At 72.6% G+C, this 13,647-nt stretch carries 13 protein-coding genes; 11 read left to right on the top strand and 2 right to left on the bottom strand.

The window, feature by feature from the left end:
• Positions 1-65: 65 nt before the first annotated feature.
• Together BG418_RS00640 and mycP are read left to right on the top strand one after the other, a co-directional pair.
• Positions 66-1,238, top strand: coding sequence for a hypothetical protein (locus BG418_RS00640; protein WP_188271616.1), 1,173 nt, complete (start codon positions 66-68; stop codon positions 1,236-1,238).
• The gene (mycP, locus tag BG418_RS00635; RefSeq protein WP_188271615.1) at positions 1,235-2,419 is read left to right on the top strand and encodes a type VII secretion-associated serine protease mycosin; all 1,185 of its coding nucleotides are present in this window, start codon (positions 1,235-1,237) and stop codon (positions 2,417-2,419) included. Before BG418_RS00640 ends, mycP begins: the two co-directional genes overlap by 4 nt.
• Here the strand turns inward: mycP and BG418_RS00630 are convergent.
• Complete coding sequence (locus tag BG418_RS00630) at positions 2,416-3,111, bottom strand: serine hydrolase (RefSeq protein ID WP_188271614.1); 696 nt, start codon at positions 3,109-3,111, stop codon at positions 2,416-2,418. The genes mycP and BG418_RS00630 overlap by 4 nt on opposite strands.
• A gap of 61 nt (positions 3,112-3,172) precedes the next feature.
• Here BG418_RS00630 and BG418_RS00625 point away from each other — a divergent pair, with 61 nt between their 5' ends.
• Complete coding sequence (locus BG418_RS00625; protein ID WP_188271613.1) at positions 3,173-3,910, top strand: SseB family protein; 738 nt, start codon at positions 3,173-3,175, stop codon at positions 3,908-3,910.
• 63 nt (positions 3,911-3,973) lie between these two features.
• Here the strand turns inward: BG418_RS00625 and BG418_RS00620 are convergent, their stop codons facing one another.
• Positions 3,974-4,339 (bottom strand): DUF1844 domain-containing protein, encoded by a 366-nt coding sequence (locus tag BG418_RS00620; RefSeq protein ID WP_188271612.1) that lies wholly within the window; start codon positions 4,337-4,339, stop codon positions 3,974-3,976.
• 338 nt (positions 4,340-4,677) lie between these two features.
• Here BG418_RS00620 and infC point away from each other — a divergent pair, with 338 nt between their 5' ends.
• The 8 genes from infC (at position 4,678) to BG418_RS00580 (ending at position 13,635) form a co-directional block, all read left to right on the top strand.
• Positions 4,678-5,379 (top strand): translation initiation factor IF-3, encoded by a 702-nt coding sequence (gene infC, locus BG418_RS00615; RefSeq protein WP_188271611.1) that lies wholly within the window; start codon positions 4,678-4,680, stop codon positions 5,377-5,379.
• Positions 5,380-5,479: 100 nt separating this feature from the next.
• Positions 5,480-5,674 carry a 50S ribosomal protein L35 gene (gene rpmI / locus BG418_RS00610; RefSeq protein WP_030754426.1) on the top strand — a complete coding sequence of 65 codons (195 nt, stop codon included), beginning with the start codon at positions 5,480-5,482 and terminating at the stop codon, positions 5,672-5,674.
• Positions 5,675-5,779: 105 nt separating this feature from the next.
• Entirely contained in the window at positions 5,780-6,166 is a 387-nt protein-coding gene (gene rplT, locus BG418_RS00605) for a 50S ribosomal protein L20 (protein WP_114037952.1), read from the top strand.
• A gap of 105 nt (positions 6,167-6,271) precedes the next feature.
• A complete protein-coding gene (locus BG418_RS00600) occupies positions 6,272-7,108 on the top strand; it encodes an RNA methyltransferase (RefSeq protein WP_188271610.1) in 837 nt (278 codons plus the stop codon).
• Positions 7,109-7,190: 82 nt separating this feature from the next.
• Positions 7,191-8,315 carry an ATP-binding protein gene (locus BG418_RS00595; RefSeq protein WP_188271609.1) on the top strand — a complete coding sequence of 375 codons (1,125 nt, stop codon included), beginning with the start codon at positions 7,191-7,193 and terminating at the stop codon, positions 8,313-8,315.
• A 161-nt stretch (positions 8,316-8,476) separates the two neighbouring features.
• Positions 8,477-9,598: a phenylalanine--tRNA ligase subunit alpha gene (gene pheS, locus BG418_RS00590; protein WP_188271608.1), complete on the top strand. Its 1,122-nt coding sequence runs from the start codon at positions 8,477-8,479 to the stop codon at positions 9,596-9,598.
• Positions 9,598-12,126, top strand: a complete 2,529-nt coding sequence (gene pheT, locus BG418_RS00585) for a phenylalanine--tRNA ligase subunit beta (protein WP_188271607.1) — start codon at positions 9,598-9,600, stop codon at positions 12,124-12,126. Before pheS ends, pheT begins: the two co-directional genes overlap by 1 nt.
• 438 nt (positions 12,127-12,564) lie before the next feature.
• Positions 12,565-13,635, top strand: a complete 1,071-nt coding sequence (locus BG418_RS00580; protein WP_188271606.1) for a PP2C family protein-serine/threonine phosphatase — start codon at positions 12,565-12,567, stop codon at positions 13,633-13,635.
• Positions 13,636-13,647: the final 12 nt, after the last annotated feature.

The following is a 13,647-nucleotide window of genomic DNA, read 5'->3' as shown; positions in this document are numbered from 1 at the left end:
GCAACGAACGGCCCTGCCGGCCAAGCCGATCCGCAGCGCAGGCACGAAGGGTACGAGGGGGGCCATTGACCACGGACGCGCAACGGCCCCCGACGACGCCGACCTCGGACGAGGACGCGGCGGCCCGGTCCCGTGGCGAGACGGCTCCGCCCACCGGTGCGCTGCCCGCGCCCCCCGCCGAGCGCCCGCGTTCCGCCATCGATCTGCTGGACGCCGCCCTGGCGACTCCGTCGCGTCCGGCCGTACCGCCGAAGCCGTCGGTGACGCCGACGGCCGGTCCGGCCGCGCCCGTGTCGATCCCGCCGAGGCTGCCCGCCGCGCCTCCGGCGTATGTGCCCGGGCCGCGCCCGATGGCGCCGCCCGCCGCGTCGGCGGACACCCAGCCGCCCGCCGTCCCCACGTCACCGCCCCCCATACCCGCCATCCCGCCCTTGATACCCGTGGGCGGGGACCAGGACGCGCCCGACGTCGAGCCGGTGCGCCACCGCCGGGCCGGACGGGTCGTCGCGGCCGCCGTATGCCTCGTCCTGGGGCTCGGGCTGATCGGCGGGGCCGCGGCCGGGAGCTGGATCGGGAGCGGATCCGGCGACGGGGACTCCCGTACCGGATACACCGCCGCCCGCGACCTGTGGCACAACGTGCCCGTGGACACCTTCTTTCCGCCCACCATCAGCGGGAACGGGGCCGGGCCCGGCGGCGCCGACCGGGTCTGGACCCGGGTCGGGGTCGCGCCCGACGGCGGCTGCGCGGGTGCGCTGGACCCGCTGCTGCTCAAGGTGCTCCAACCGGTCGGCTGCGTACGGCTGTTGCGGGCCACGTATACCGACGCCACGTCCAGCGCCGTCACCACCGTCGGGATGGTGTTCACCGAGGCCGACGCCGCTGCGATGGCCGCGCTGCGCACCCGGTTCAGCGACGAGTCGCTGGGCAACCGCAGCGACCTCATGCCGCGCCCGTACCCGGTCAAGGGCACGCCCGCCGCCGGGTTCGGCGACAAGCAGCGGGCGAGCTGGACCGTACGCGTCCTCACCGACGCCCCCGTCGTCGTCTACTCCGTCACCGGCTACGCCGACGCCCGTACCGTCACCGACCCGCAGCCTGCCGACCGCGCCGTCGCCGACGGCGCCACCGACGCCCCCGTCGAGGCCGGACTCACCCACGACGCCAAGGGCATCGCCGACCGGGTCGAGCGGACCCTGCGCAAGACCGCCGCCACCGGAACGAAGAAGCAGCGATGACCACGCCCCGCCGCGCCCGCGCCGCCACCCTCGTCTGCGCCGCCACCCTCGCGCTGCTGCTCCCCGCCGCTCCCGCGCAGGCGGACACCATCCGGGACCGGCAGTGGGAGCTGGCCGCGATGCACACGCAGGAGGCGTGGCGTACGACCAAGGGCAAGGGCATCACCGTCGCCGTGCTCGACACCGGCGTCGACGCCACCCAGCCCGACCTCGCCGGATCGGTCCTGCCCGGCAACGACCTCATCGGGTTCGGGGCGGGCCGGGGCAGCCGCGACTGGGCCCGGCACGGCACCGCCATGGCCGGGATCATCGCGGGCCATGGACACGGCCCCGGTCAGCAGGACGGCGTGCTCGGCATCGCCCCCGAGGCCAGGATCCTGCCGGTCCGGGTGATCCTCGAATCGTCCGACCCGGCCCGCAAGAAGGCCCGCGAGACCCGTGGCGGCGCACTCGCCGACGGCATCCGCTGGGCCACCGACCACGGCGCCGACGTCATCAACCTCTCCCTCGGCGACGACAGCGCCTCCGCGCACCCCGAACCCGCCGAGGACGCCGCGATCCAGTACGCCCTGGCCCGGGGCGCCGTCGTCGTCGCCTCGGCGGGCAACGGCGGCGAGCAGGGCGACCACGTCTCCTACCCCGCCGCCTACCCGGGCGTCATCGCGGTCGCGGCCGTCGACCGCTACGGCACGCATGCCGCCTTCTCCACCCGCCGCTGGTACGCCACCGTCTCCGCGCCCGGCGTCGACGTGGTGATAGCGGACCCGGACCGCAAGTACTACGAGGGCTGGGGCACCAGCGCCGCCTCCGCCTTCGTCTCCGGCGCCGTCGCCCTGATCCGCTCGGCCCACCCCGGCCTCTCCCCGGCGCAGATCAAGACCCTCCTCGCGGACACCGCCCGCAACGCGCCGCAGGGCGGACGCGACGACTCCCGGGGGTACGGCATGGTCGACCCGGCGGCCGCCCTCGCCGCGGGCGCCCGCCTCAAGCCGGACGTACACACCAACACCTCGGCCGAGCGCGCGAACCGCAGCACGTACTTCGGCCCGGGCCCCGACAAGCCCAGCGCGCCCGACCACCGGGGCGACTGGCTGGCCGCGCTCGCCGCGGGCGCGGGCGTCCTCCTGCTCGCGGCCTCCATCACCTTGTGGCGTGGCAGCCGCACCAAGGTCCCGCGCTAAGAACCCGGCATCGCCCGTACCGCCGCCCGCGCCGCGTCCTCCACCGCCGCCACCCCCGCCTCCTTGGTCGCGTGCCCGTCGGACAGGACCGCCACCAGATACGCGCGGCCGTCCGGTGCCGTCACGCGGCCGATGCTGTTGACGACCCACAGCCCTGTCGCGGTCCGGGGCAGCCAGCCGTTCTTCAGGGCCCACGCGGTGCCCGCCGCCGAGACACCCCAGTCCTGACCGGCGACCGTACGGCTCATCAGGGTGGCAAGCCGCCCCCGCGAGCCCGCGTCCAGCACCGAATCCGCCCCGAACACCGCCTTCAGCAGCGCCAGTTGATCCCGGACCGTGGTCTGGGTCAGCCCCCACGCCGCCGCCCCGGACGTCTCGGTGAGTCCCAGTCGCCGGTTCGCCGCGTCCAGCCCGGGCGCGCCGCCGATCAGCCGCCACAGCTCGGTCGCCACGTCGTTGTCACTGCGCTCGATCATGGCGGCCGCCCGCGCCCACTCGCTCCCGGTCGGCTCCCGGCACTCGTCCTGGGCCCGCAGGAGCAGGGCCGCGAGGATGTCGACCTTGACGATGCTCGCCGTGTCGTACGTACGCCCCTCGCCGCCGTACACCGCGCCCGCACCGCTCGTCACGTCGTACACGCCGACGGAAAGCGAACCCCCGGAAGCTCCTGACACCACCGCGTCCAGATCCATCCGGCGAGGTTACGGGCCGGGCCCGGCGGGAGCGGGCGCGCGCCCCGGTTAGGCTCGTGCCGTGGAGCTCAAGAACATCCCGGACCCCGGTTTCTCCGACGACGACGGCACCGCCGACCCCGAACTCACGGCCGCGTTGGCCGCCTGGGCCGGGGTGAAGGGCGACGCCGCCGCCGAGTCGCGCGTGCTCGCCGCGCTGAAGGGCGCCCGGCTCCTCGTGCCCATCGTCGCCGTCCTCGGCGAGGTCGAGACCGACGAGAACGGGCTGCGGCGCGAGAAGACCAGCGACATGGCGGTGCCCACGCTCCAGGCGGGCGACCGCAAGGCGCTCCCGGCCTTCACCTCGACCGCGTCGCTCGCGCTCTGGGACCCGGCGGCCCGGCCCGTCGCCGTACCGCTGCATCAGGCCCTCCAGGCCGCCGCGCACGAGCAGGCCGACACGGTCGTCCTCGACCTCGCGGGCCCGGTCGCGTACGAACTGAAGGGCTCGGCCCTGCTCGCGCTGGCCGAGGGGCGCACCAGCACCGATCCGCTGGACGACCCGGCGGTGACCGAGGCCGTGCGCAAGGCCGTCGCCGCCGAGCCGGCCGTCCTGCGGGCCCATCTCGGCCCGGGCAGCGCCGACGGCACCCTCGCGCTCGTCCTCGCCGAGGGCGCGGTGCCGGCCGAGGCCGCGCGCCGGGTCGTCGACCTGCTCGCCGCCGACGAGGTGCTGCGCGCCCGCCTGGTGAGGGGCCTCGACCTCGCCCTGCTCCCGGCCCAGGCCCCGCCCCCGAACGAGCCGCTGTTCACGCGGTGAGGCAACGCGAAGCGCCCCCGGAATCCGTTCCGGGGGCGCTTCACCGCGTCATACGAGGTCGGACTAGCCGTACACCGGGCCCGTGTACTTCTCGCCCGGGCCCTGGCCCGGCTCGTCCGGGACGAGGGACGCCTCGCGGAAGGCGAGCTGGAGCGACTTCAGGCCGTCGCGCAGCGGGGCGGCGTGGAAGGAGCTCACCTCGGTGGTGCTGGCGTCGAGCAGACCGGCCAGCGCGTGCACGAGCTTGCGGGCCTCGTCCAGGTCCTTGTGCTCGTCGCCCTCCTCCGTCAGACCGAGCTTCACCGCGGCGGCGCTCATCAGGTTCACGGCGACCGTCACGATCACCTCGACGGCCGGGACCTCCGCGATGTCGCGGGTCATGGTGTCGAAGTCGGTGGTCTGCGGGGACTGGGGGGAGGTCTCACTCATGCCCCACACGATAGGCGCTGCGGTGGTGTGCGCACGATTGGCCCCCGTGCCGGGGGCCTGCTAACCTTGTGTAACGACCGGCCAGGTACTCCCATGTGCCCGGCCCACAAGTGGAGGCTCCGATCTCCCACCCGACCGCCCTCAGGGACGGCGGGTCACCCGGTCAGACGGTAGCCATCGTTCCGTACGGACGATGGAGCCGTCCGATGTGCGCCCCGCGGTTGACCGCGGCGGTGCTCCGGTTGTCTTGGAGCCCCGCCTGTGTCCCGTCGGGGCATTTTTCATGTGCCGTGATGGTTGGTCCCGAGTGAAAGTACGCGTTTGTCTGCCAGACAGGCGTGTGGTGCTACCGAGGAGGATCCATCAGCGCCGAGCCCCGCATCAACGACCGGATTCGCGTTCCCGAAGTGCGACTTGTCGGTCCCAGCGGCGAGCAGGTCGGGATTGTTCCGCTTGCCAAGGCCCTGGAGCTCGCACAGGAGTACGACCTGGACCTGGTCGAGGTGGCGGCGACCGCCCGTCCGCCCGTGTGCAAGCTCATGGACTACGGGAAGTTCAAGTACGAGTCGGCCATGAAGGCCCGTGAGGCGCGCAAGAACCAGGCGCACACGGTCATCAAGGAGATGAAGCTCCGGCCGAAGATCGACCCGCACGACTATGACACCAAGAAGGGTCACGTCGTCCGGTTCCTCAAGCAGGGCGACAAGGTCAAGATCACGATCATGTTCCGTGGTCGCGAGCAGTCCCGGCCGGAACTCGGCTACCGACTGCTGCAGCGTCTCGCGGAGGATGTCCAGGACCTCGGGTTCGTCGAGTCGAACCCGAAGCAGGACGGCCGAAACATGATCATGGTTCTCGGTCCGCACAAGAAGAAGACCGAGGCCATGGCCGAAGCCCGCGAGGCGCAGGCCGCCCGCAAGGCGGAGCGCCAGGGTCAGCCCGTCGCCGACGAGGACGGTTCCGCCGAGGAGCCCGTCGTCGAGGCGTCGGTCGAGGAGCCCGTCGTCGAGGCGTCGGCCGAGGAACCTGCCGAGGCCTGATTCCCGGGCCGCCGGCCCAGGACAACCGATACATATGACGCTCCCGTGCGCCGGTCCCCGGACCGGCTGGGAGCGCCACTGACGAGGAGATAACGGCGCTATGCCGAAGAACAAGTCGCACAGCGGTGCCAGCAAGCGCTTCAAGATCACGGGCTCCGGCAAGGTGCTCCGTGAGCGTGCCGGCAAGCGCCACCTGCTCGAGCACAAGTCGTCCAAGCTGACGCGTCGCCTCACCGGCAACGCCGAGATGGCCCCGGGCGACGCCAAGAAGATCAAGAAGCTTCTCGGCAAGTGACGTTCCTCCGCCTCCGGTGACCGGGGGCGGAACGTCGAGACCGGGACCTATTCGAATTCGGGCCGTGTGATCACCCACCACGGCCCCGCTACAAGGAGTTAACAAGTGGCACGCGTCAAGCGGGCAGTCAACGCCCACAAGAAGCGCCGGGCGATCCTCGAAGCGGCCTCCGGCTACCGCGGTCAGCGCTCGCGCCTGTACCGCAAGGCCAAGGAGCAGGTCACCCACTCGCTGGTCTACAACTACAACGACCGCAAGAAGCGCAAGGGCGACTTCCGTCAGCTGTGGATCCAGCGCATCAACGCCGCTGCCCGCCAGAACGGCATGACGTACAACCGCCTCATCCAGGGTCTGAAGGCCGCCAACATCGAGGTGGACCGCAAGATCCTGGCCGAGCTCGCGGTCAACGACGCCAACGCGTTCGCCGCGCTCGTCGAGGTCGCCCAGAAGGCGCTCCCGAGCGACGTCAACGCCCCGAAGGCTGCCGCCTGATCGGCTGCCCTCACAGGCTTCGTCCGGACCCGCAGGCTTGACTGCCTGCGGGTCCGGCTGCGTTCCGCCCCCTGCTCGTCCGTACGAAATGAGAGCCGCCGACTGATGGCCACCCCCGAGCTGATCTCCCCGCGTTCCCCGCGCGTCGCCGCCGCCAAGCGGCTCGCACGGCGCAACTTCCGCGGCAAGGAGCGCCGGTTCATCGCCGAGGGGCCGCAGGCCGTCCGGGAGGCCGTCGAGCACCGGTCCGGCGGCGAGGCGACGCTGACCGAGCTGTTCACCACCGTCGAGGCCGCCGAGCGCTACGCGGACATCGTGGCCGCCGCCCGCGACGCCGGGGCCAAGGTGCACTACGCGGACGACGAGGTGCTGGCCGAGGTCTCGCAGACCGTCACCCCGCAGGGCCTGGTCGGCGTCTGCCGCTTCCTGGACTCGCCGTTCGAGGACATCCTCAAGGCGCGGCCCAAGCTGGTCGCCGTCCTCGCGCATGTGCGCGACCCCGGCAACGCGGGCACCGTACTGCGCTGCGCGGACGCCGCGGGCGCCGACGCGGTCGTCCTCACCGACGCCTCCGTCGACCTGTACAACCCCAAGTCGGTGCGCGCCTCGGTCGGTTCGCTCTTCCATCTGCCGGTCGCCGTGGGCGTGCCGGTGGAGCAGGCCGTACGGGGGCTGCGGGACGCCGGTGTGCGCATCCTCGCCGCCGACGGGGCGGGCCAGGACGACCTCGACGACGAGCTGGACGCGGGCACCATGGGCGGCCCCACCGCCTGGATCTTCGGCAACGAGGCCTGGGGGCTGCCCGAGGAGACCCGCGCGCTCGCGGACGCCGTGGTGCGCGTGCCGATCCACGGGAAGGCCGAGAGCCTCAACCTGGCGACCGCCGCCGCGGTGTGCCTGTACGCCTCGGCGCGGGCCCAGCGCACCCGTACTCCTCGCTGAGGGGGTCCGCACCGTCACCTGTAGCTAGTAGTGTGACGGGCTCGGGGGCCCACTGTGTGCTTCGGAGAGGTGGGATACGGGGATGGCTGTCGGCGTGAGGACCATCGGCGAGAATGCCCTGGTGTGCCCTTCCGGTAGCCCGGACGCCCTGGGGATAGACCCCGAAGACCTGCCCGACGGACTCGTCGTCGCCGACGAGACGGGCCGCGTCATCTGCTTCAACGCGGCGGCCGCCAGGATCACCGCGGTCCCCAAACGCGACGCGCTCGGCGTACAGCTGGAGCGCGCGCTCCCGCTCGAAGACCTCAAGGGCCGCCGCTGGTGGCAGCTGACCGACCCGTACGGCGGACTCGCCATCCGCGTCGGCCAGCCCGAGCGCAACCTGCTGCTGCCGGGCGGCCGCGAGGTGCTGGTCTCCGCGCGGTACGTGCGCGAGCACCCCACCGGTCCGGTGCGGCGCGTGGTGGTCAGCCTGCGCTCCACCGAGGCGCGCCGGCGCACCGAGCGCAGCCACGCCGAGCTGATCGCCACCGTCGCCCATGAGCTGCGCTCGCCGCTGACCTCGGTCAAGGGGTTCACCGCGACACTGCTCGCCAAGTGGGAGAGGTTCACGGACGACCAGAAGCGGCTGATGCTGGAGACCGTCGACGCCGACGCCAACCGCGTCACCCGGCTGATCGCCGAACTCCTCGACATCTCCCGGATCGACTCCGGCCGTCTGGAGGTGCGCCGCCAGCCCGTGGACGTCGCGGCCGCCGTCGGCCGGCACATCCAGGCCCATGTCGCCTCCGGGCAGGCCCCCGACCGCTTCCTGGTCCGCATCCAGCGGCCGCTGCCCGATCTGTGGGCGGATCCGGACAAGATCGACCAGGTACTGGGCAACCTGCTGGAAAACGCGGTGCGCCACGGCGAGGGAACCGTCACCATCGAGGTGGGACCCGCCCCGGTCCGTATCGAGGAGCACGACGAGAAGGGAACGGCCGTCACCGTGAGCGACGAAGGCCCCGGCATCCCCGAGGAGTCGATGGGCCGTGTCTTCACCCGCTTCTGGCGGGGGAGCAAACGCGGCGGGACGGGCCTGGGCCTCTACATCGTCAAGGGCATCGTCGAGGCGCACGGCGGGACGATCGCGGTCGGCCGCGGCTGCGGCGGCGGCGCCGAGTTCCGATTTATCCTGCCCGTCGGCGCCCCGGCCTACCTCCAGTAGCAGCCACCGGGCCGCCCACGGGCGCATCCGTCTTCCCGCACCCCGTTAGACTCGACCTTTGGCGCGTTCGTGTCCGTGTCATCGCGCGGCAGCATCGCGCGGCCGAGTCGCTGTCGCGGTGGCGGGACCCCCAGCCAAGCCAATCGGAAGTACGGGAAGAGATGTCGGCACCCAATAAGTCGTACGACCCTGTTGAGGTCGAGGCACTGAAACCGGAAGAGATCGAGCGCATGCGGGACGAGGCGCTCGCCGCCTTCGCCGCGGCCGGTGACCTCGAAGCGCTCGCTCACGCGAAGACCGCGCACGCCGGTGGCACCTCGCCCCTGTCGCTCGCCAACCGCGAGATCGGCGCCCTGCCGCCGCAGGCCAAGGCCGCGGCCGGCAAGCTCGTGGGCATGGCCCGCGGCGCCGTCAACAAGGCCCTGGCCGCGCGCCAGGCCGAGCTGGAGGCCGAGCGCGACGCGCGCGTCCTGGTCGAGGAGGCGGTGGACGTCACGCTGCCGTACGACCGCGTACCGGCCGGCGCCCGCCACCCGCTCACCACGCTCTCCGAGCGCATCGAGGACATCTTCGTGGCCATGGGCTACGAGGTGGCCGAGGGCCCGCAGGTCGAGGCCGAGTGGTTCAACTTCGACGCGCTCAACATCGGCCCGGACCACCCGGCCCGCGGCGAGGCCGACACCTTCTTCGTGCAGGGCCCCGAGGGCGGCACCGAGTCCGGCGTCGTGCTGCGCACGCACACCTCGCCCGTGCAGATCCGCTCGCTCATCGACCGCGAGCCGCCGGTCTACGTGATCTGCCCCGGCCGGGTCTACCGCACGGACGAGCTGGACGCCACGCACACCCCCGTCTTCAACCAGGTCGAGCTGCTCGCCGTGGACGAGGGCCTGACCATGGCGGACCTCAAGGGCACCCTGGACCACATGGTCCAGTCGCTCTTCGGGCAGGACATGAAGACCCGGCTGCGGCCGAACTTCTTCCCGTTCACCGAGCCGTCCGCCGAGATGGACATGGTGTGCTACGTCTGCCGCGGCGAGTCGGTGGGCAACCCCGACCGCCCCTGCCGCACCTGCTCCAGCGAGGGCTGGATCGAGCTCGGCGGCTGCGGCATGGTCAACCCGAAGGTGCTCGTCGCCTGCGGTGTGGACCCCGAGAAGTACAGCGGATTCGCCTTCGGCTTCGGCATCGAACGCCTGCTGATGTTCCGCCACAACGTCGAAGACATGCGAGACATGGTCGAGGGTGACGTCCGGTTCACCCGGCCGTTCGGGATGGAGATCTGATGCGGGTCCCGCTTTCTTGGCTGCGGGAGTACGTCGACCTGCCGGCGACGGAGACCGGCCGGGACGTCCAGGCCAAGCTCGTGTCCGCCGGCCTTGAGGTCGAGACCGTCGAGCAACTCGGCGCCGGGCTCAAGGGCCCCCTGGTCGTCGGCCAGGTGCTGACCATCGAGGAGCTGGAGGGCTTCAAGAAGCCCATCCGCTTCTGCACCGTCGACGTCGGCACGGCCAACGGCACCGGTGAGCCGCAGGAGATCGTCTGCGGCGCGCGCAACTTCCAGGTCGGCGACAAGGTCGTCGTGGTGCTCCCCGGCGCGGTCCTGCCCGGTGACTTCGCGATCGCCGCACGCCAGACGTACGGCAAGACCTCGCACGGCATGATCTGCTCCGGCGACGAGCTGGGCATGGGCGACGACGGCAGCGGCGGCATCATCGTCCTGCCGCCCGAGCACGAGGCCGGCACCGACGCCATCGCGCTCCTGGAGCTCGTCGACGAGGTCCTGGACATCGCGGTGACCGCCAACCGCGGCGACTGCCTGTCCCTGCGCGGTGTGGCCCGCGAGACCGCCATCGCGTACGGCCTGCCGCTGCGCGACCCGGCGCTCCTCGACGTGCCCGCGCCCAACTCGTACGGCTACCAGGTGAAGATCGCCGACCCGATCGGCTGCGACCGCTTCACCGCGCGCACCGTGGTCGGCCTCGACCCCGAGGCCCGCTCGCCGATCTGGCTCCAGCGCCGCCTGCAGAAGGCCGGCATGCGGCCGATCTCGCTCGCCGTCGACGTCACCAACTACGTGATGATCGAGCTCGGCCAGCCGCTGCACGCCTACGACCGCACCCTGGTCGACGGCCCCATCGGCGTACGCCGTGCCGAGCCCGGCGAGATGATCACCACCCTCGACGGCGTCAAGCGCAAGCTGGACGCCGCCGACCTCGTCATCACCGACAACCGCGGCCCGATCGGCCTCGCCGGTGTGATGGGCGGCGCCAACACGGAGATCGCCGACTCGGTCACCGACCCCGAGACCGGACAGGTCAGGGGCACCACCGAGGTGGTCATCGAGGCCGCGCACTTCGACGCGGTCGCCATCGCCCGCACCGCGCGCCGCCACAAGCTGACCTCCGAGGCGTCCAAGCGCTTCGAGCGCGGCGTCGACCCGCAGGCGGCCTCCGCGGCCGCCCAGCGGACCGTCGACCTGCTGGTGCTGCTCGCGGGCGGCACCGCCGAGGCCGGCGTCACCGAGGTCATCGCGCCCTCCGCGCCGCGCACCGTCTCCATCCCGGCCAACCACCCGGACCGTGTGGCGGGCGTCGACTACGGCCGCGAGACCGTGGTGCGCCGCCTCCAGGAGATCGGCTGCGACGTGTACGGGCAGGACGAGCTCGTCGTCACCGTGCCGTCCTGGCGTCCCGACCTCACCGAGCCGAACGACCTCGCCGAAGAGGTCATCCGGCTCGAAGGGTACGAGAACCTGCCCTCCACCCTGCCGAAGCCGCCCGCCGGGCGCGGGCTCACCGAGCGCCAGCGGCTGCACCGCCGGGCCGGCCGCGCGCTGGCCGGGGCGGGCTATGTGGAGGCGCTGGCCTACCCGTTCGTCTCCGAGCAGGTCTTCGACCAGCTGGCCCTGGACAAGGACGACCCGGCCCGCCGTGTCGTGAAGCTGGTCAACCCGCTCAACGACGAGGAGCCGGCGCTGCGCACCACGCTGCTGCCGGGCCTGCTCGCCACGCTGCGCCGCAACGACGGCCGCGGCAGCCACGACCTGGCGCTCTTCGAGACCGGTCTGGTCTTCCTGCCGGGCGAGGAGCAGGGCGTCGCCGTCCGGCTGCCCGTCGACCGCCGTCCCACCGACGAGGAGATCGCGGCGCTCGACGCGGTGCTGCCCGCGCAGCCCCGGCACGCCGCCGTCGTCCTCGCCGGTGCGCGCGAGCAGGCCGGCTGGTGGGGCAAGGGCCGCCCGGCGGACTGGGCCGACGCGGTCGAGGCCGCCCGGACCCTGGCCCGCGAGGCCGGCGCTGAACTCATCGTCCAGAACGGCCAGTACGGCCCCTGGCACCCGGGCCGCTGCGCCGAGCTCGCCGTCGTCATCGACAGCGAGATCGTCGTCATCGGTCACGCGGGCGAGCTGCACCCGCGTGTGGTCAAGGCGCTGAGCCTGCCGGAGCGCACCTGCGCGATGGAGCTCGACCTGGACGCGCTGGCGAAGGCGGGGGAGGGCGCCCTGGTGGCGCCGCGCATCTCCACCTTCCCGGTGGCCACCCAGGACGTGGCGCTGGTCGTCGACGCGGAGGTCCCGGCGGGCGTCGTGGAGTACTTCCTGCGCGGTGGCGCGGGTGAACTCCTGGAGTCCATCCGGCTGTTCGACGTCTACACCGGCGAGCAGGTCGGCGAGGGCAAGAAGTCGTTGGCGTACGCGCTGCGCTTCCGTGCCGCCGACCGCACGCTGACCGTCGAGGAGGCCTCGGCCGCCCGCGACGCGGCGGTGGCCCTCGCGGCCGAGCACACCGGCGCGGTGCTGCGCGGGGCGTAACCCGCGGGGCAGGACGATCGAAGGGCGCACCCGGTTCTCCGGGTGCGCCCTTCGCGTTGTCCCGGGTGGCTGCCTCGCATTCTTAGGCGAACCGGAATCTTTTCTTCAGCTAACCGGAACCTTCTCACTCGTTCGGGTGAGATCAGGGGCCGATATGCGCAAAAAGGGGCGGACCGTCGAAAGAATCAACCCGGCCTTGAAGGCCAGGCGGAGGGCGATGGGGCGCAGAGGCCTAGGGCCTGTCCGGTGGATCTGGCCGCCGGCGGTTCCGGATGCCGTTTCGGTGCTGGTGAGCGGGGGGCTGGTGCGTGCAGCTGCAAGGCGGAGGAGGGCGGCATGGCGGAGCCATGGCAACCGACGACAACGCGGCAGATGGGCGTGCCAGCCCCCCGCGTCCCAGGCAAGATCCACCGGACAGGCCCTAGGGGGGCCGACGGCATGATCCGTACCGGGAGTTGGGCGGCGGTCTGTGCCAGAGCCCTGGCCACGGGCCGGGGGCTCGCCCTGACGCTGCCGGTCCTGTGGCTGGTCCTGGTCGTCGTCTGGGAGCTCACCTGCCCGCTGGCCACCGACGACTCGATGAGCCTGCGGATCGCCACCTGCGCCGCCTTCCTGATCGCCCTCGTCTTCCTGCTGCATGCCGTACGTGCCGGTGCGGCGCGGGAGTTGCGGCTGGTGCAGGAGGTCGCGGACGCCGCCCAGCGGGTGCTGCTGCGCCCGCCGCCGCCCCGTATCGACGGCCTGACCGTGGCCGCCGCACAGCTCTGCGCGGGCCGCGCGGGCGCGACCGTCGGCGGCGACCTCTACGAGGCGATGGCCACGCAGTACGGGGTGCGGGTCGTCATAGGCGATGTGCGCGGCCACGGCCTTGGCGCGCTCGGCGCGGTCGCCGCCGTCCTCGGCAGCTTCCGCGAGGCCGTCCACGACGAGCCCGAACTCGGCGGGGTGCTGCGCCGCCTGGAGCGCGCCCTCCAGCGCCATCTGCGCGAGCGGGCCCGCGCCGAGCACCCCGCGAACCGCGCGGACGAGCCCGACAGCCCGCTCGCCGAGGAGTTCGTCACCGTACTGCTCCTGGAGATCCGGCCCGACGGCCGGGTGTTCGCCCTCAACTGCGGCCATCCCTGGCCCCATCGGCTGTGCGGCGGCGCCGAGCCTTTGCTGCCGGGCGATCCGCTGCCGCCGCTCGGCCCGTTCCCGCTCCCGGCCGAGCTGCCCGCGCGGCCGTGCACCCGGCTGCTGCCCGGCGAGGCGCTGTGTCTGCACACCGACGGCGCCGAGGACGCCAGGGACCGCTCCGGGCGGTTCTTCCGGCTGCAGGAAGTACTCGCCCGGGCGGCCCTTGACACCCCGCTGTCCCCCGCAGCAGTGATCCACTGCGTACAGCGGGAGCTGTTGCGGCACACCGGCGGACACCTCGCCGACGACGTGGCGCTGATGGTGCTGCGCAACGACCGGGTGCGCGTGCCCGCACAGCCCGGAGCCGTACCGGCCGTGCGGGCACGGCGCTGAGGCGGAGATGAG

Source organism: Streptomyces sp. CBMA152, assembly GCF_014596475.1.
GTDB lineage: Bacteria > Actinomycetota > Actinomycetes > Streptomycetales > Streptomycetaceae > Streptomyces.
This window is presented reverse-complemented; position numbering and strand designations above follow the sequence as displayed.